Here is a 16,230-nt window from a genome sequence, read left to right on the forward strand (position 1 = left end):
TTCCTCTTGAATGGCGGGTCAGGTTGAAAGCTTGGCCAGCAGGCCACGGGTGGAGGCATCTTTTTGGGATGCATCGGCCCCTTCGACCATCGGCAGGAGGCGGGTCGCCAGTTCCTTGCCCAACTCGACGCCCCATTGGTCAAAGGAGTTGATCCCCCAGATCACGCCTTCGGTGAACACACGGTGTTCATATAGCGCAACGATCTGGCCAAACACGAAAGGCGTCAGTTTGGGATAGGCAATGGTCACCGAGGGACGGTTGCCGGGAAAGCTCAGATGCCCGGCCATCCGATCAGCGTCAACGCCGCTAAAGCCACGTTTTTCGGCGATCTTATGCGCCTCATCCCATGACCGTCCCAGCATCAGCGCCTCGGATTGGGCGAGGCAATTGGCCTTCAAGAGGTTATGCTGATGGGTGAGATCGGGCTCGTGACCTGTGGCGGCGATCAGGAATTCGGTGGGGATCACCTGCGTGCCCTGATGGAGCAGCTGATAAAACGCATGCTGGCCATTGGTGCCCGGCTCGCCCCAGACCACGGGGCCAGAGGCGCGGGGCAGGGGGGTGCCGTCTAATGCGACGGACTTGCCGTTACTCTCCATATCTAGCTGCTGCAAATAGGCAGGCAGGCGGGAGAGCCGCTGATCGTAGGGCAGAACCGCGCGCGAAGCATAGCGGCAGATATTGTTGTGCCAGACACCGATCAGCCCCAGAAGCACGGGCAGGTTTTCAGACAGTGGCGCGCTGCGGAAATGCTCATCCATCGCCGCCGCGCCATCAAGGAACGCGCGGAATGCCTCTGGCCCCACCGCGATCATGATTGGCAGACCAATCGGCCCCCACATCGAATATCGCCCGCCCACCCAGTCGGCAAAGCCAAAGACACGGGCGTCGGGAATGCCCATCGCGGCGGTCTTGTCCATCGCGGTCGATACCGCCGCCAGATGCGCCGAGACATCTTCGCCAAGTGTGCCTTGTAGCCATGTGATTGCGGTCTGGGCGTTGGTCATCGTCTCGATGGTGGTGAAGGTTTTCGAAGCGATCACGATCAATGTGGTCTCAGGGTTCAACCCCGCCAACACATCATGGATATGCGCGCCGTCCACATTGGAGACAAAATGGCACGCAGGCCCGTCGTGATAGGGCGCGAGCGCCAATGTCGCCATCACGGGACCAAGGTCAGAGCCGCCGATACCGATATTCACCACATCCGTAAACGCCTTGCCGGTTTTGGTGGCATAGGTGCCTTCGCGCAGGGCAGTGGCAAACTCACCCATCCGCGCCAGCACGGTCTGAATGCCGGGCACCACGTTCTCGCCGTCCACCTTGATCACCGCATCGGCCGGGGCGCGCAGGGCGGTGTGTAGCACCGCGCGGCCCTCTGTCGTGTTGATCTTCTCGCCCGACATCAATGCGTCGATCTTTGACGCAAGGTCCGCGCCCTCCGCCAGTTGTAACAGCAACGCGCGCGCGGTGTCATCAAGCGCGGTCTTGGAGTAGTCCAGCAAGAGATCGTCGACAGAGACCGAGTATCGCTCAAACCGATCGGCATCTTTTGCAAAGAGATCGGTCAGCGGTGTGGTCTCGGTTGTGGCCCGGTGGGCAGAGAGTTGCTGCCAAATGTCACTCATCAAGTCGGCTCCTCGTGGATCGCATCGGGATGGCTGCGCGACCGGCGACCGCGCGCGGGATCCGTTTCGCGGCCTATATGCCAAGTTAGCGCTAACAATACCAGTTCTATTTCTAAAATTTCACACTCTTGCAACATGCCAGCAGTGTTCAAGGGAATGTCACAGGCGCGCAGGCGCTGCAAAACTCTGCTTTAGCGTGTTTGCGTCGCGATCTGTATGGCACGCCGTTAGAGATGGACCAAGACGACTGGGCAGTTTTTTGCAACTTGTGTGAAGCGCTTCATATTGCGCGTTTTCAGATCGCGTTACCTTATTCGCAGAAAGGGCAATTGATCGCCCTTATCGCCAGAGGATACCGATATGATCCAACACATTAAAACCTTTGCCCTGGCTGTGCTGATTGTTGGCGTTAGCCTGACCAAAACTTATGCAGACGGCGGATTTTGTGCCGATAAGGCACACGGCGTGGAACTGACGCAAGCGCTGGACACGCAGATCCTTTGATCGTTACTGTGTCGTTTGAGCGCGCCAAGCGCATCTGAGTTACCTCGTGAGACGTCGCAACGGGTTTTACCCGGGCGGCGTTCTCACGGTTTGGGTGGGGCGAGCGCGCCCGAGTCAATGCCACCAATCTCAAAGAGATGATGCAAGACCGCCTCGACCCCGTCTCCGTGGCGCATCGCAGTAAAGACAAATGGCAGCCCCCGGCGCATCCGGGTGGCGTCGCGTTCCATCACCTCAAGTGAGGCCCCCACATGTGGGGCCAGATCGGTCTTGTTGATGATCAACAGATCGGACCGGGTGATGGCGGGGCCGCCCTTGCGGGGGATTTCCTCGCCCGCGGCGACGTCGATCACATAAAGCGTCACATCCGCCAGTTCCGGTGAAAACGTCGCAGAGAGGTTGTCACCGCCGCTCTCGATCAGCACGATTTCCACCTCCGGGTGGCGTTTTTGCATCTCGGCCACGGCCGCGAGGTTGATCGAGGCATCCTCACGGATGGCCGTATGCGGACAGCCTCCGGTCTCGACGCCAATCACACGGTCCTGCGGCAGGATTTGCTGACGCATCAACGCCTCGGCGTCCTCCTGAGTGTAGATGTCATTGGTGATCACACCGATGGAGTGATGATCCTTCAACGCGCGGGCCAGCTGCGCCGTCAGGGTTGTTTTGCCTGCACCCACGGGGCCACCGATCCCAACGCGAAGCGGGCCATTGTGCGAAGTGGTCTTCGAAGTCATGAGCGGAAGATCCTTGAATATTGGGTTTCATGGCGCATGGATGCGATGTCTGCGGCAAAACTCGCACCAAAGAGATCGTCGAGCGTGCTGGACAAGGCGGCTTGGGCCGTGTCGCGCAAGTGTGGCGAGAGGGCAGAGAGGCGCTGCTGCGCGTCTGTCTGACCAAGCGCCAGAAGTCTTTGGCCAGCGGCGATGAGGTTTGCGAGGAACGCATGCAGATACATCTGCACGGTGAGGTCCAGCGGGATGTCATGTTGCCGTGCGGCACATCCCACCGCCACCGGATAGGTAAGCTGCGCAAGGTCATTGCCCCAGGTGGCGGCTGTGGTTCGGCAAAACGCCGCGCCTTGCAGGTCGGTTTCTTGCAAGCGCTCGCCCGTGGGGCAAAACGCGCGGGCGGTGGCGTCGATCTCGGACAGGTCCGCCGCCGTCTCTGCCCGATAGGCACAGGCCAGCAGCACCGCATCAGAGCGTGCGCCCCCATGGGTCAGAAGGTCTGTCAGCCACCGGGACAACCCGCTTCCATCGCTGACATGCCCCTCTGCCACCGCACACTCCAGCCCGTGTGAATAGGCAAAAGCCCCCACCGGATAGGCAGGCGACAGCCATTGCATCAACAAAAGCGTGGCCTCAGTGCTCATGGCTGTGGTCGTGATCGGCGTGGCCGTGATGATGCGTATGCCCGTGTTCATGCGCATGGGTGCGCCCGTGGCCATATGCGCCGCCTTCCGGGGTAAACGGCTCTTCGACCTCACGCACAGTGGCACCGAGGTGGTCGAGCATCGCCCGGATCACATGATCTCGCTGGATCAGCAGGCGGGTGTCTTCGATCTGGCAGGGGGTGTGGCGGTTGCCGATGTGCCAGGCGATCCTTGGCAGGTGCTCTGCGGTGATCTCCAACAGCGGCTCAGAGGCTGCGACCACAAGCACCTCGCCGCCGCCCTCCAGCAGAAGAACGCCGCCATGATCGAGCGAAGTCGTATTGGACAGGTCAACCAGCAGGCGCTCACCGCTCTCGCAGGTCAGCACCTTGCGACGCAGAAAACGGGCGTCATAGTCGAGCACCACACGGTCGCGAGGGCTCTGGTCATGCGGGTGCCCGTGGTAGTGGCGGGCGGTCAGCTGGGGGGCGCTCATGACAGGCCCCCCGCTGTGGTCGTTTTCGGATAACTCTGCGTGCAGAGGCTCAGACGTACATGATGTCCGAGAAGACGTGTTTTACAACGTCGTCGCGCTTCAGGCCGCGCTTTGCCAGTTCCTCGTCGGACAGCGCCATCAAGGTGCGGGCGCGGTTCACACGATGGTTGGATTCTGCGAGGTGAACCAGACCGTTGCCAATCGCGCGGAAAAAGCCTGCGATCAGGCCCAGCGGATTGAAGGGGGCGCGTGTTTGTGCGTTCGATGCGTATGCCATGGGGATATGCTCCTGTGTTCAAGAATGTCTCTCCCGTGACTCCAATATAGCTGCAGCGCAGCAAATAGGTAGGTAGTGTTGACGCATTCCCGCCATGCGCCTGTGACAAGGCAAGGGGCGAAGATTCTGATTTTGCTGAATATTTCGGCATGATGATGGGGCCTTTGATGGATTTGTCGCCGTGTTTTGGCCAAGGGGGCAGTCGCGCGACCATCTCTTGGTTGCAGCTGGGGTGCGCTTCAGAACAGGAAATACCGCTGCGCCATGGGCAGCTCCGCCGCTGGCTGACAGGTCAGCAACTCGCCGTCTGCGCGCACTTCATAGGTTTCCGGGTGGACCTCGATATGTGGTGTCGCATCGTTGAGCTTCAGCGCGGATTTACCGATCCCCCGCGTGCCCTTCACGGCGAGCGTCTGCTTTGCCAGGCCAAGTTGGCCACGGATGCCCGCCGCCTGCGCCGCTTCTGACACGAATGTCACGGCGGAATGCTCAACAGAGCGGCCATAGGCCCCCCACATGGGCCTGGAATAGACCGGTTGCGGCGTCGGGATCGAGGCGTTGGGATCGCCCATCTGGGCGCAGACAATTGTGCCCCCCATCAGAACCATCTCCGGCTTCACGCCAAAGAACGCCGGGTTCCACAGCACCAGATCGGCGCGTTTGCCAACCTCGATCGAGCCAATCTCATGTGAAATACCATGCGCAATCGCCGGGTTGATGGTGTATTTCGCCACATAACGGCGGACGCGGAAATTGTCGTTTTCGCCGACCTCATCCGAAAGCCGCCCGCGCTGTTTCTTCATCTTGTCGGCGGTCTGCCATGTGCGGATGATCACCTCGCCGACGCGCCCCATCGCCTGACTGTCCGACGCGATAATCGAGAACGCCCCCATATCGTGCAGGATGTCCTCGGCTGCGATGGTTTCCCGGCGAATGCGGCTCTCGGCAAAGGCCACATCTTCGGGGATGGATTTGTCGAGGTGGTGACACACCATCAGCATGTCGAGGTGTTCTTCGAGTGTGTTCACAGTGAAGGGCCGCGTCGGGTTGGTCGAGGACGGCAGCACATGCTCCTCGCCGCAGATCTTGATGATATCGGGGGCATGGCCACCGCCTGCGCCTTCGGTGTGAAAGGCATGGATCGTGCGGCCTTTCATGGCCTTTACGGTATGTTCGACAAAGCCTGACTCATTGAGCGTATCGGTGTGGATCATCACCTGCACATCCATCGCATCGGCAACACCGAGACAGCAGTCGATGGCGGCGGGGGTGGTGCCCCAGTCCTCGTGCAGTTTCAACGCGCAGGCACCTGCGTTCACCTGTTCCTCGATGGCCGCCGGCAGCGACGCATTCCCTTTGCCAGCGAAGGCGAGGTTCATCGGAAACGCATCTGCGGCCTGCATCATACGACCAAGGTGCCAGGCACCGGGGGTGCAGGTGGTGGCCAAGGTTCCATGCGCTGGCCCGGTGCCGCCGCCTAGCATGGTGGTGAGGCCAGAGTGCAGCGCATCCTCGATCTGTTGTGGGCAGATATAATGGATATGACTGTCAAACCCACCCGCCGTGAGGATGCGCCCTTCGCCCGCGATCACCTCGGTGCCGGGGCCAACGATAATGGTCACGTCGGGCTGGGTGTCCGGGTTTCCGGCTTTGCCGATGGCATGGATGCGCCCATCCTTCAGGCCGATGTCAGCCTTGTAGATGCCGGTCCAATCAAGGATCAGCGCATTGGTGATCACGGTATCAACAGCGCCCGCCGCGCGTGTGGTCTGTGCCTGCCCCATCCCGTCACGGATCACCTTGCCGCCGCCGAATTTCACCTCCTCGCCATAAGGTCCGGTGAGGTCGCGCTCCACCTCGATGATCAGGTCAGTATCGGCCAACCGCACGCGGTCTCCGGTGGTGGGGCCATACATGGCGGCATAGTCAGAGCGGGAGATTTTGGCGGGCATGTCGGGCTTATCCTGCTGTTCTAGATATGTTTTTCTTGTCAGTGCACGGCGGCGCGCTGGGTGTTCTGTGTCCGGTGCATTTGGGAAGGTTGTGATGTGTGAAGATTGGGAGGCTCCTGAGCCGTTTCGGCTCGCCTTTCATCAAGGAGCGCCTTCTCGTGTCTATATTCAGTTTTTCCTGATCCTGCTTGTCGAGGCAGATCGGTAAGTCGTGATGGCAAAACGAACCGCCCGGACGACAGGCCGGGCCGCGTCCGACCCTCCCCCAGGGAGGGCGCGTTGGCATCGTGGAGGCAGGCGAAACCGGTGCTCTGGGGCGTGAGTGCCCGTTCATTATCGAGGGCAGCAGCGCCCACCCAGGCTCGGTCGCGGCCCTCAGCGTGTCCATCACAACTCCCCCATTACCTGAGCATTGAACCCATAGATCTTGCGCGCACCCCCAATCGGGATCAGTTGCACTTCGCGGCGCTGACCGGGCTCAAACCGCACGGCGGTGCCGGCGGCAATGTCCAGACGCAGGCCAAGGGCGGCGGTGCGGTCAAACTCCAGCGCCGGGTTGGCTTCGGCAAAATGGTAGTGACTGCCCACCTGAACCGGGCGGTCGCCGGTGTTGGCAACCATCAAGGTGAGGGCCTCGGCCCCCTGATTCAGGGTCAATTCACCACTGGCGGGGAACATCTCTCCGGGGATCATGTGAAGCGCTCCTCAGCCCGCGAGCCCAAGTGCGGTGCCTGCAAGAACGACGCAGGCCCCAAGGACGCGGGGCAGGGTGGCGCTGCGCTGCGCCAAGGTCAGCCCACCGGCAACACCGGCGGCGTGCAGCAGAGCGGTGGAGAGCGCAAAGCCTGCCAGATACGGCAGGGCCTCGGCTGCACCGATTTCCGCACCGTGGGCATGGCCGTGAAACAGCGCAAAAATCCCAGTGATCGCCGCCGCCCCGGCAAGCGGCATCCGGAGGGCCAGCGCAGCCATACCGCCCAGCACCATGACAGAGGCGAGAATCATCGGCTCGACCAGGGGCAGTTCCACGCCGCGCATGGCGAGAAGGAACCCGAGCGTCATCATGCCCACAAAGGCGGTTGGCAGCAGCCAGAGCGCCCGGGTCTCACCCGTGCGGCGCGCCTGCACAACGGCCCATAGGCCCACCGCCACCATGGCGAGGATATGATCCGGGCCGAACACCGGATGGCTGACGCCAGCGGCAAAGGATCCATGCCCGGCCGGGTCCAGATGCGCAAAGGCAGGGCTGGCGGTCAGCAGGGCAGCGAGGGAAAGGGCAATACGGGATTTCATATCGGTCAGTCCTTGGAAAGCGGTCAGTCAGCGAATGGGGTTATGCACGGTCACCAGCTTGGTGCCGTCGGGAAAGGTGGCCTCGACCTGAACCTCGTGGATCATCTCGGGCACGCCCGCCATGCAATGCGCACGGGTGATGACCTCGGCTCCGGCCTGCATCATCTCTGCGACGGAACGACCATCGCGTGCGCCCTCGACCACGGCATCGGTGATCAGCGCGATCGCCTCGGGGTGGTTGAGTTTGACCCCACGGGCGAGCCGCTTGCGCGCGATCTCGGCGGCCATGGCGACCAGTAGTTTGTCCTTTTCTCTTGGGGTCAGGTTCATGGGTGTGACGCTTTCATGGTCAAAGTCTCCAGCAACGGGGCAGGCCACCCTCGGTCAGCCTGTCAAGAAGGGGCAGCAGGCTCTGGCGCAGGACAAAACTATCCACCGCCAAGAGCCGCATGTGCAGTAAATCGGGGGCGAGGAGCGAGGCGCCGCCGAGGGCGTCGCCACCGTCCGGCAGGTGAGTGCGCAGCCACCCCAGCGTGGCCTCTGCTTCTGGTGCGGCCAGCAGGAGGGTCGCCATCGCACTGCAGCGGGCCGACAGGGCGCCCGCCACGCCCGGACGGCTAAGCTGCGCGGCCAGATCGCCTTGCAGATGGATTGCATCGCGATAAACGAGCTGTCCCGCGCGCCGGATATGGATGTGATCGCGAAACCGGGCGGATGTAAGCGCCTCGCCCATTGCGGCGCGTCCAAACACCAGCGGCTCCACCAGCAAGAGCCGTGCGTCCTCTGCCAGATCGGCTTGCAAACTCCGGGTGAAATTACTGCGCTGAAAGAGAATGGTTTCCTGTGGCAGCCAATTGAGGCGGGCACGTGCGGCGACGCTCAGGTGTGTGGTCATTTGTCCGGTCTGTCCGGGCTGCGCACGATAGGCGCGTTCGGCGGCTTGGGTGGTGAGGGTCAGCTGGCTGCCCTCTCCGGCCTCGGCGCTCAGGGAAAACCGGTCTCCACCGGTAATGCCGCCTGCGGTGTTCACAGCCACGGCTTCCAGCGTTTGCCGGCCCGTGGGAAACAGCAGCTTGAGCGCCCCTGACTGATGCAGCGCATCCAATGCGACCGTGCCGTCAGGACGCAACTTGCTGCTGACATGCGCGTGCCCCATGGCGCGGGGCTGCTGTTCCGGGGCAGCCGTGATCGGGTTGTGAGACCCGGGCGTGATATGTGCGATATGCGTGATCGCGCTCTCCCTGAATACCGCCCTGAGACACTGCGAAGAAGATCGCTGCTTGTTTCTGTGGGTCCTTGCTGACTTTGCGAGGGCGGAGGGCGGGGCGCTATCAGGAGCGCTGTCTGCAAGGGAGGCGGCCCATTGTCGTGTCGATTTTTTGAGCGAAATCAGCCGATTTGCCAGTAAAATAGGCAAATCAAGAAAGCGGGGACGCTCCCGCCCGGTTTGCCTGCATTGAAAATGCCGTCAAACCCGTTGGGCCCGGCAGCGCACCTGCGGTGCGGGTGCTCTCTGGCGGGCGTGTCTTGTCGTCTCTGCGCAATGGGATTGGCCTTTGGCGATTGGGTCGGCTATGCACAGGACCAAGTGTTTAACTTGCAAAGGACATTTCAGCATGACTCCGCTTCAAGGTCTCAAGGTGGTGGAACTCGCCCGTATTCTCGCCGGTCCGTGGATTGGACAAGCCTTGGCGGATCTGGGGGCGGAGGTGGTGAAGGTCGAAAGCCCCGAAGGCGATGACACACGTCGCTGGGGGCCGCCCTTTGTGGAGCGGGACGGAGACAAGACCGCTGCCTATTACTATGCCGCCAACCGGGGCAAAACATGCGTCACCGCAGATTTTCGCACGCTAGAGGGGCAGGCCAAGGTCCGCGATCTGGTGGCGGGCGCAGATATCCTGATCGAGAACTTCAAGGTCGGCGGACTGGCGAAATATGGCCTTGATTATGAAAGCCTCGCTGAGGTGAACCCGCGGCTCATTTATTGCTCGGTCACGGGGTTTGGGCAGGATGGGCCTTATGCCAGCCGTGCCGGTTATGATTTCTTGCTGCAAGGCATGTCGGGGCTGATGTCGATCACTGGTGCAGCGGAGGGTGAGCCGCAAAAGGTCGGCGTCGCGATCACGGATGTGGTGACGGGGCTATACGGTAGTATCGGCATTCTGGCCGCAGTCGAGCAACGGCATCGGACCGGACGGGGACAGCATATCGATATGTCCCTGCTGGATTGTGCCACGGCCATGCTGGCGAACCAGAATATGAACTATCTGGTGACGGGCAACAGCCCCACCCGGATGGGCAATGAGCACCCCAATATTGCGCCCTATCAGGTGATGGCGGTGCGCGATGGGCATGTGATCCTTGCGGTCGGCAATGACGGTCAGTTCACGCGGCTGTGCGATGTGCTGAACCTCGGAGGTCTCAAGGATGACCCCCGTTTTCTCACCAACCAGCTGCGGGTCGCAAACCGGGGTGATCTGACGCCGATGCTGGCGGCGGCGCTGGCACAGTGGAGCCAGGCGGATCTGCTTGCCGCATTGGAGGCCGCGACCGTTCCGGCGGGGCCGATCAACACCATCGGGCAGGCGTTCGACGACGCGCAGATCAAACATCGACAGATGCAGATCGCGCCCGAAGGCGTGCCGGGCGTGCGGGGACCTTGGGTGTTTTCGGATGCGGAACTGGCGCTTGATCGCTCGGCGCCCGTGTTGCCGCGCAAGGCAGACTAACTGGGCGGATAGGCGTCGAGCGTCAGGCTCAAGGGCACCTCATCGCCCAGCAGACGCCTCACCTTGGGGTCGAGGCGCGGGCTATCCTTTGGCAGGGCACCCACATCAGCAAGAGCCTCGCGCGCAGTGCGTTTTTCCTCAAGCCGCACCCAGACCGTGCGGGTGGAAAACGGGCGACGGTTGGCTCCGGCGGAGACGCCCAGCACCAGCCCTTGCAGATAAGAGATCTGATGCGGGTGTTCCGGCATCAATATCGTCTCTGAGAGTGCGCCGACGGTGTTGCGGGGGCGCTCTGTCAGACACAACCGTCCGCCGCGTTCTGCAACCAGCCCCAGATAGGTGCTGCGCTGGCGGATGCTGCCATCACTTGCGTGGGCGCGCTCAAATGTGTGGCTTACCACGTAGCCATCGACCTCTTTGAGATGGATCAGCGAGCGCAGCACCTGTCCAGGCCATGTGGGCGTGCAAAAATACCCATGATAGGTGCCGAGAAACCGGCGCAGGGGGCGGGCCTGATCGGCAAAGCCCGTGCCGATATGCAAGAGCGGTGCGGGGAGCTTGGGCGCGGTGGTCGGGCGACGCGCGGCTGCGAAGCGATCAGGATCCGTAAAAAGATCGGCCTCACCTACGTCGAAGTGACGCGCGATGCGGCGCAGGTTATGCGCCGAGGGCAGTCCGGCCCCCGAAAGGTAGCGGTTGAACTGTTGTCGGTTGAGGCCGATCTCGCGGCAGATCTGCGCAATCGAGGGGGCCTCGGCGCAGAGAAACCGTAAATTCTGACTGAAGGCCGTGCGCATGGTCCGAGCTTTCGCGATGTGACGCGACTGTGCGTACATCTGCATCATCCCGCGTACAAGTGCGCAGTTTCGCCCTGTCCGGAATTCGCGCACACTCTGCCCAAACGCATAACGAAACGAGGCCGACATGTCCGCGCAGACTCCCATCACCGTGACTGAACACCTGTGGATCCCGCTGCCCGATGGGCGCAGGCTCGCGGCGCGGATGTGGCAGCCCGCAGGCGCAGGTCCGTTTCCGGTGATCCTTGAATATCTGCCCTACCGCAAACGCGATGGCACAGCCCCACGGGACGCCACCACGCATCCGGTGTTTGCCGCCCATGGCTATGCCTGCGTGCGGGTGGATATCACCGGCTCCGGTGACAGCGACGGGCGCTTTGATGACGAATACTCCGAGCAGGAACTTTCGGATGGTGAAGCAGTGCTGGAATGGATCGCGCAGCAGCCTTGGTCGACGGGCAAGGTCGGTATGATCGGGATTTCCTGGGGCGGGTTCAATGGCTTGCAAATGGCGTATCGTCGACCGGACGCCTTGAAAGCGGTGGTTTCGGTGGCCTCTACCGTGGATCGCTATGCTGACGATATCCACTATATGGGGGGCTGCCTGCTCAGCGATAACAAGAACTGGGCGAGCCAGATGTTTGCCTATATGACCCGGCCACTGGATCCGAAACTGCGCCCGGATTGGCGCGAGGAGTGGTTGGGCCGGATCAATGATCTGCCCTTTATGGCGGCGGATTGGCTGCGCCATCAGACGCGGGATGCGTTCTGGAAACATGGCTCGGTCTGTGAAGACTGGTCCGCGATTGAGGCGCCGGTGCTGGCAATCACCGGCTGGGCCGATGCCTATGTGAACGCCCCATCTGCACTGGCTGCAAAGGTGACCGGCGCGCCGGCGAAGGCCTTGATGGGGCCGTGGGAACACCGCTATGCTCATATCTCTCAGATTGAGGCGGCGGATTTTCATGGCGAGGTGCTGCGCTGGTTCGATCAATACCTCAAAGGGGAGGACGCCGGGGCAGAGGCCTTGCCCGACTACCGGGTCTTTATGCAGGAGTTCACCGCGCCAAGCCCGAAGAACCTGCCGCAGAACGGCCGTTGGGTGGCCGAAGCGCAGTGGCCCTCGCCCAATGTCACAGACGTGGTGTGGCCGCTGGCCGATGGGGGATTTGCACCCAAGCCGCAGGCGGGTACGGCAAGGGTCCATAGCCCGGCGACCGTTGGGCAGGCGGGCGGCTATTTCTGCCCCGGTATCCGGATCGACAATGAACGCCCCGGCGACCAGAGCGTGGATGACCGGGCCTCGACCTGTTTTGACAGCACCGCGTTGCTCGCCCCGATGGAGATTCTGGGCCGTCCGCGTGTGCGACTGGCCTTTAGTGTCGACAAACCCGTCGCGCAGGTGGTGGCGCGGTTGTGCGATGTTGCGCCCTCCGGTCAGTCGCAGCGCATTACCTATCGCCCCCGCAACCTGTGCCATGACGACAGCCATGAGGTGGCAACGCGGCTGGAGCCGGGCAAGCGCTATGAGGTGGAGTTTGAGCTGAATGAATGCGCACATCGGGTGCTGGCGGGGCATCAAGTGCGGCTGGCGCTGTCGACCTCCTATTGGCCGATTGTCTGGCCCGCGCCGGAGGCTGCCGAGATCACGCTGCATCTGGACGGGTGCGCGCTGATCCTGCCGGAGCGCCGCGTCGAGGTTGAGATTGAGGCCCAGGCTCCGTGCGCGGCGCGTGATTACCCGAAGTATCAGGCCGAGGTGTTGGAAAAGCCGTGGGGCGAGGCCGAGACACGTGTTGAAGCGGACGGGACCCATGTGCTGGAAAGCTTTGACAGCTATGGCGCGGCGCAGGATCTGACCCATGGCCAGCGTGTCGCCAGTAACGTGCGGATGCGCTATGCGATCCACCCCGATGATCCGGCCAGCGCGCGGTTTGACTGTGCTTGGGTCTTCAACTTTGGCCGCGATGGCGAAGGCGATCAGGAGGATTGGGGCGTTCGGATCGAGACCGACAGTTCGATGCATTGCGACACCGAGAATTTCACCCTCTGGCGCGGGATCAAAGCCTATGAGGGCGAAGAGGTGATACTGACGCGCGAGTGGATCGAGGTCATCCCGCGCGGCTGTCTCTGACGGTGGGCCCAAACGGGCCACCCAGTTGAACCAAGGCGCGCGCCCGTCAGGATTGCGGTAGGGCGCGCGGGTCGAATTGACACATCTCGCCCGCTTTGGCCAAGGCCTGATCCAGCCCGGAGAGGGAAAAACCACCGTAGAGCCAGGTTTCACCTTCGGCTGCGCGATCCACCGCAAATCCAAAATCGCCCTTGGTGGCGAGCATGGCGCCGATCAATTCAGAGATGAAGCCCGGTGTCAGGCTCGCACCATAGGTGAAGCCCGGTGCGGTGTAGAAAAACATCTCGTCACCAAACCACACCGGCTCATCCCCCAGATAGAGCGTCACACTATCCGCAGCCTCATCCCAGGGGGCCTCGACCTCTTCAGGGCCGTAAGGCGTGTAGATATAGTCGAAGGTGGCATTCAGACCGTTGTTTTCGAACGTGAACTCCAGATAGCCGGAGGTGTCGCGCGCGGAGGAGAGCGTATAGACGTGGCAGGTGTTGCCCTTGTAGACCGCCGCCCAATTGCCAGCCTCAAGGAACGGCGTCGAGGCCTGCGCGAGGCCGCCCATCAGAGACAGGGCGAGCGCCGCAGCGATAGATTTCAGCATGAAAGATGTCCTAAACAAACGTGGTTGGCGCAAATCTACTGCGCAATAGATGCGGAAACCTTAATGCGTTATCGCGTTTGGTGCTCGCCGGGGACACCGTGGTTCAGTCGTCTGTCACATGGATCGCGAATTGCTCGAGCCCCGCGGATTGGGCTTCGATCACGCGGAAACTCTCGCGCACGCCAGCCTCGGTCAGGTCTCGCGCCACTGTCAGCAGCGTGTTGGGGGCGTGATCCTCGCAAAGCTCTGCCATATGGTCGATCTCGGCTTCGGCCACGGGGCGGGCGCTGGCCATATCCGGTGCGCCATAGATCTCCATGAAATGCCGGGCGAGCTGTTCGATCAGCGTGGTGACTTCTTCGGCCTCGATCTGGGTCACAGCGACAAATGTCACCCGACCGGCGGTCTCCAGCCCCATCCAGCCATTGGCAAAGGCCTGACGTTGCTTGCCAACAAGGTCGCCCTCGCTCCAGTTGGAGAACTCAAACCCGCCGGAAATACACCATTCCCCGGTACGGGCGGGGCTGGCAAAGACGTTCATGTCGCTTTCGTCAAAATGAATGGCACGGGCCAGTTTCATCGCGTCTTTCTCCTGTCAGTCCTGCACCAGAACAGTGGTGAGCGGGATCAGATGGGTTGTTGTGTCGTCGCGCAGGAGCATGCCGAAATCCTCGTCGACGCCGAGGAAGGTCCCGCTCAGCCCGGCTTGCTGGCGGTTTTCGCCGATGCCATGCGCAAGCCCGCGCCATTCTGCATGCAGCGCTTTAAGTTCGCCTTCGTCCCACCGGTTGATCCAATGCAGGCAGTGGCGGGTCCAGCTTTCCAGCAGGCGCGGCGCAGCCACATCTGCGCAGCCTTCGGCATAGAGCGCGGTTTGATCCGGTGTGTCGCCCCCGTCGCCCGCAGGCCAGAGCGGCAGGTCCAAGCCCACAACCAGCCAGTCCGGCTGGGCGTCGGGTGCATCGGTATTGGCCGCGACACGAAGGCTTCCGCATCGCGCGCCATTGATCAGCAGACCACCGTCCCAGTCCAGGTGCACGGCAACTTCAGGCGGGGCCAGCGCGCCAAGGGCGTTCTGAAAGCCCAGGCCGCAAACGGGCAGCATCGCCATGGCCTTGGCCAGTGGCACTTCGGGTGCGAGCACCAGTGCGGCGCGCAAGACGTCAGTGCCGAGGTCATAGACCACAAGCCCCGCGTCTACGCCCAGCTCGGCCTTCTGGCAGGCGAGATCAAACGGGTCCTGTCCCGGACCTGCGGCCTCGCCGGTCATCAGAGGGGGGAAGGTGACAGTCTCGCTCATACGACGCCGCGCTCCACAAGCGCTGCGGCGATGTCCTGAAAGGCACGAGCCTGTGTGCTGTCGGGTTTGGAGACCACGATGGGCGCGCCGCCATCCGCTGCCAAGCGGACATCCAGATGCAAGGGCACCTCTGCCAAGAGCGGTACGTTCAGTTTCTCAGCCTCCGCCGCAACGCCGCCATGGCCAAAGATATGTTCCTCATGGCCACAGTTGGAACAGATGTGGGTCGACATGTTTTCAATGAGGCCGAGGATCGGCACGTTCAGCTTGTGGAACATATCAATACCTTTGCGGGCATCAATCAGGGCCACATCCTGCGGGGTGGAGACCACAATCGCCCCGTCCACCTGCGCCTTTTGCGCCAGCGTCATCTGCACGTCGCCGGTGCCCGGCGGCAGGTCCACGATCAGCACATCGAGCGCGCCCCATTGCACCTGCATCATCATCTGTTGCAGCGCCCCCATCAGCATCGGGCCGCGCCAGACCACGGCCTGATCGTCATTGGTCATCAGACCGATCGACATCATGGTGACGCCGTGGTTGCGCAGCGGCAGGATGGTCTTGCCGTCGGGGCTGGCCGGGCGGCCCGAGACACCCAGCATGCGCGGCTGCGAGGGGCCGTAGACATCCGCATCCAAGAGACCCACGCGTTTGCCGGCCTGCGCGAGGGCACAGGCAAGATTGGCCGAAACGGTGGATTTCCCGACGCCGCCCTTGCCCGAGGCGACCGCGATGATCTTTGCGACGCCGGGGATCTGTTGCGGGCCTTGCGGCTCTGCAGGTTTGTTGGGTTTGAGATCCGGCGGGGCTTTGGTGCTATGCGCCGTCATCAGGGCTGAGACTTTCTCAACACCCGCGAGGTCGCTCACCAGGGCCTCAGCCTGATCGCGCACCGGCGCGTAGGCCTCGGATTTGGCCGGGTCAATTTCCAGCACAAACCGCACATTGCTGCCCTCGATGGTGAGGGCGCGGATGATGCCTGCGGCGACGATATCGCTGCCGCTCACGGGGTCTTTCAGGGTCTTCAGGGCGTCGAGGACGGCGTCGCGGGTGATGGACACGCGGGTCTACTCCTTGGTTGGTCTGGTGGTTGGCCTGGTCAGGTCACGCGCCTGCATGGTGCCTGTTGTGCGCGCGGGTTGAAAG

Annotated in this window: 18 protein-coding genes; 3 read left to right on the top strand and 15 right to left on the bottom strand. The window is 62.2% G+C overall.

What is annotated here, in order from left to right; translation table 11 throughout:
- Positions 1–18: 18 nt before the first annotated feature.
- A complete protein-coding gene (pgi, locus tag QNI81_RS01685) occupies positions 19–1,629 on the bottom strand; it encodes a glucose-6-phosphate isomerase (RefSeq protein ID WP_283967152.1) in 1,611 nt (536 codons plus the stop codon).
- 360 nt (positions 1,630–1,989) lie between these two features.
- Here pgi and QNI81_RS01690 point away from each other — a divergent pair, with 360 nt between their 5' ends.
- Positions 1,990–2,133: a hypothetical protein gene (locus QNI81_RS01690; RefSeq protein ID WP_009176862.1), complete on the top strand. Its 144-nt coding sequence runs from the start codon at positions 1,990–1,992 to the stop codon at positions 2,131–2,133.
- Positions 2,134–2,216: 83 nt separating this feature from the next.
- Here QNI81_RS01690 and ureG read toward each other — a convergent pair whose 3' ends face one another.
- The 9 genes from ureG to QNI81_RS01735 form a co-directional block, all read right to left on the bottom strand.
- Positions 2,217–2,870 carry an urease accessory protein UreG gene (gene ureG, locus QNI81_RS01695; RefSeq protein WP_065321636.1) on the bottom strand — a complete coding sequence of 218 codons (654 nt, stop codon included), beginning with the start codon at positions 2,868–2,870 and terminating at the stop codon, positions 2,217–2,219.
- Positions 2,867–3,511: an urease accessory protein UreF gene (locus tag QNI81_RS01700; RefSeq protein ID WP_283967844.1), complete on the bottom strand. Its 645-nt coding sequence runs from the start codon at positions 3,509–3,511 to the stop codon at positions 2,867–2,869. Before QNI81_RS01700 ends, ureG begins: the two co-directional genes overlap by 4 nt.
- Positions 3,501–4,007 (bottom strand): urease accessory protein UreE, encoded by a 507-nt coding sequence (gene ureE, locus QNI81_RS01705; protein WP_283967153.1) that lies wholly within the window; start codon positions 4,005–4,007, stop codon positions 3,501–3,503. The genes QNI81_RS01700 and ureE overlap by 11 nt, the downstream gene beginning before the upstream one ends.
- Before the next feature lie 49 nt (positions 4,008–4,056).
- Positions 4,057–4,284 carry a hypothetical protein gene (locus tag QNI81_RS01710; RefSeq protein WP_005615377.1) on the bottom strand — a complete coding sequence of 76 codons (228 nt, stop codon included), beginning with the start codon at positions 4,282–4,284 and terminating at the stop codon, positions 4,057–4,059.
- Positions 4,285–4,523: 239 nt separating this feature from the next.
- Positions 4,524–6,236: an urease subunit alpha gene (gene ureC, locus QNI81_RS01715; RefSeq protein ID WP_283967154.1), complete on the bottom strand. Its 1,713-nt coding sequence runs from the start codon at positions 6,234–6,236 to the stop codon at positions 4,524–4,526.
- 387 nt (positions 6,237–6,623) lie between these two features.
- Positions 6,624–6,929, bottom strand: coding sequence for an urease subunit beta (locus tag QNI81_RS01720; protein WP_283967155.1), 306 nt, complete (start codon positions 6,927–6,929; stop codon positions 6,624–6,626).
- A 12-nt stretch (positions 6,930–6,941) separates the two neighbouring features.
- The gene (locus QNI81_RS01725) at positions 6,942–7,529 is read right to left on the bottom strand and encodes a HupE/UreJ family protein (protein WP_283967156.1); all 588 of its coding nucleotides are present in this window, start codon (positions 7,527–7,529) and stop codon (positions 6,942–6,944) included.
- Positions 7,530–7,556: 27 nt separating this feature from the next.
- Positions 7,557–7,859 (bottom strand): urease subunit gamma, encoded by a 303-nt coding sequence (locus tag QNI81_RS01730; RefSeq protein WP_283967157.1) that lies wholly within the window; start codon positions 7,857–7,859, stop codon positions 7,557–7,559.
- A gap of 19 nt (positions 7,860–7,878) precedes the next feature.
- Entirely contained in the window at positions 7,879–8,685 is an 807-nt protein-coding gene (locus tag QNI81_RS01735; RefSeq protein ID WP_283967158.1) for an urease accessory protein UreD, read from the bottom strand.
- A 460-nt stretch (positions 8,686–9,145) separates the two neighbouring features.
- Here QNI81_RS01735 and QNI81_RS01740 point away from each other — a divergent pair, with 460 nt between their 5' ends.
- Positions 9,146–10,258, top strand: a complete 1,113-nt coding sequence (locus QNI81_RS01740; RefSeq protein WP_283967159.1) for a CaiB/BaiF CoA transferase family protein — start codon at positions 9,146–9,148, stop codon at positions 10,256–10,258.
- Here the strand turns inward: QNI81_RS01740 and QNI81_RS01745 are convergent.
- Positions 10,255–11,094 (bottom strand): helix-turn-helix transcriptional regulator, encoded by an 840-nt coding sequence (locus tag QNI81_RS01745; RefSeq protein ID WP_283967160.1) that lies wholly within the window; start codon positions 11,092–11,094, stop codon positions 10,255–10,257. The two genes, QNI81_RS01740 and QNI81_RS01745, sit on opposite strands and share 4 nt — an antisense overlap.
- A gap of 88 nt (positions 11,095–11,182) precedes the next feature.
- On the opposite strand from QNI81_RS01745, the gene QNI81_RS01750 reads away from it, so the two are divergent.
- Positions 11,183–13,189, top strand: a complete 2,007-nt coding sequence (locus QNI81_RS01750) for a CocE/NonD family hydrolase (protein WP_283967161.1) — start codon at positions 11,183–11,185, stop codon at positions 13,187–13,189.
- A gap of 46 nt (positions 13,190–13,235) precedes the next feature.
- Here QNI81_RS01750 and QNI81_RS01755 read toward each other — a convergent pair whose 3' ends face one another.
- The 4 genes from QNI81_RS01755 to apbC form a co-directional block, all read right to left on the bottom strand.
- Positions 13,236–13,784, bottom strand: a complete 549-nt coding sequence (locus QNI81_RS01755; protein ID WP_283967162.1) for a hypothetical protein — start codon at positions 13,782–13,784, stop codon at positions 13,236–13,238.
- Positions 13,785–13,887: 103 nt separating this feature from the next.
- Positions 13,888–14,364 (bottom strand): DUF6505 family protein, encoded by a 477-nt coding sequence (locus tag QNI81_RS01760; RefSeq protein WP_005670680.1) that lies wholly within the window; start codon positions 14,362–14,364, stop codon positions 13,888–13,890.
- Positions 14,365–14,379: 15 nt separating this feature from the next.
- Positions 14,380–15,084: a biotin/lipoate--protein ligase family protein gene (locus QNI81_RS01765; RefSeq protein ID WP_168577697.1), complete on the bottom strand. Its 705-nt coding sequence runs from the start codon at positions 15,082–15,084 to the stop codon at positions 14,380–14,382.
- Positions 15,081–16,145, bottom strand: coding sequence for an iron-sulfur cluster carrier protein ApbC (gene apbC / locus QNI81_RS01770; RefSeq protein WP_283967163.1), 1,065 nt, complete (start codon positions 16,143–16,145; stop codon positions 15,081–15,083). Before apbC ends, QNI81_RS01765 begins: the two co-directional genes overlap by 4 nt.
- Positions 16,146–16,230 lie beyond the last annotated feature (85 nt).

This window comes from Tritonibacter sp. AK171 (genome assembly GCF_030127025.1).
Lineage (GTDB): Bacteria > Pseudomonadota > Alphaproteobacteria > Rhodobacterales > Rhodobacteraceae > Epibacterium > Epibacterium mobile.

Bases quoted from the DNA above. Each gene is read 5' to 3' on its own strand.
- QNI81_RS01745 (WP_283967160.1), bottom strand. From the start codon at position 11,094: ATGTACGCACAGTCGCGTCACATCGCGAAAGCTCGGACCATGCGCACG.
- QNI81_RS01740 (WP_283967159.1), top strand. From the start codon at position 9,146: ATGACTCCGCTTCAAGGTCTCAAGGTGGTGGAACTCGCCCGTATTCTC.
- ureE (WP_283967153.1), bottom strand. From the start codon at position 4,007: ATGAGCGCCCCCCAGCTGACCGCCCGCCACTACCACGGGCACCCGCAT.
- QNI81_RS01730 (WP_283967157.1), bottom strand. From the start codon at position 7,859: ATGAACCTGACCCCAAGAGAAAAGGACAAACTACTGGTCGCCATGGCC.
- QNI81_RS01710 (WP_005615377.1), bottom strand. From the start codon at position 4,284: ATGGCATACGCATCGAACGCACAAACACGCGCCCCCTTCAATCCGCTG.
- QNI81_RS01690 (WP_009176862.1), top strand. From the start codon at position 1,990: ATGATCCAACACATTAAAACCTTTGCCCTGGCTGTGCTGATTGTTGGC.
- QNI81_RS01700 (WP_283967844.1), bottom strand. From the start codon at position 3,511: ATGAGCACTGAGGCCACGCTTTTGTTGATGCAATGGCTGTCGCCTGCC.
- ureG (WP_065321636.1), bottom strand. From the start codon at position 2,870: ATGACTTCGAAGACCACTTCGCACAATGGCCCGCTTCGCGTTGGGATC.
- ureC (WP_283967154.1), bottom strand. From the start codon at position 6,236: ATGCCCGCCAAAATCTCCCGCTCTGACTATGCCGCCATGTATGGCCCC.
- QNI81_RS01720 (WP_283967155.1), bottom strand. From the start codon at position 6,929: ATGATCCCCGGAGAGATGTTCCCCGCCAGTGGTGAATTGACCCTGAAT.
- QNI81_RS01735 (WP_283967158.1), bottom strand. From the start codon at position 8,685: ATGGGGCACGCGCATGTCAGCAGCAAGTTGCGTCCTGACGGCACGGTC.
- pgi (WP_283967152.1), bottom strand. From the start codon at position 1,629: ATGAGTGACATTTGGCAGCAACTCTCTGCCCACCGGGCCACAACCGAG.
- QNI81_RS01765 (WP_168577697.1), bottom strand. From the start codon at position 15,084: ATGAGCGAGACTGTCACCTTCCCCCCTCTGATGACCGGCGAGGCCGCA.
- QNI81_RS01750 (WP_283967161.1), top strand. From the start codon at position 11,183: ATGTCCGCGCAGACTCCCATCACCGTGACTGAACACCTGTGGATCCCG.
- QNI81_RS01760 (WP_005670680.1), bottom strand. From the start codon at position 14,364: ATGAAACTGGCCCGTGCCATTCATTTTGACGAAAGCGACATGAACGTC.
- QNI81_RS01755 (WP_283967162.1), bottom strand. From the start codon at position 13,784: ATGCTGAAATCTATCGCTGCGGCGCTCGCCCTGTCTCTGATGGGCGGC.
- QNI81_RS01725 (WP_283967156.1), bottom strand. From the start codon at position 7,529: ATGAAATCCCGTATTGCCCTTTCCCTCGCTGCCCTGCTGACCGCCAGC.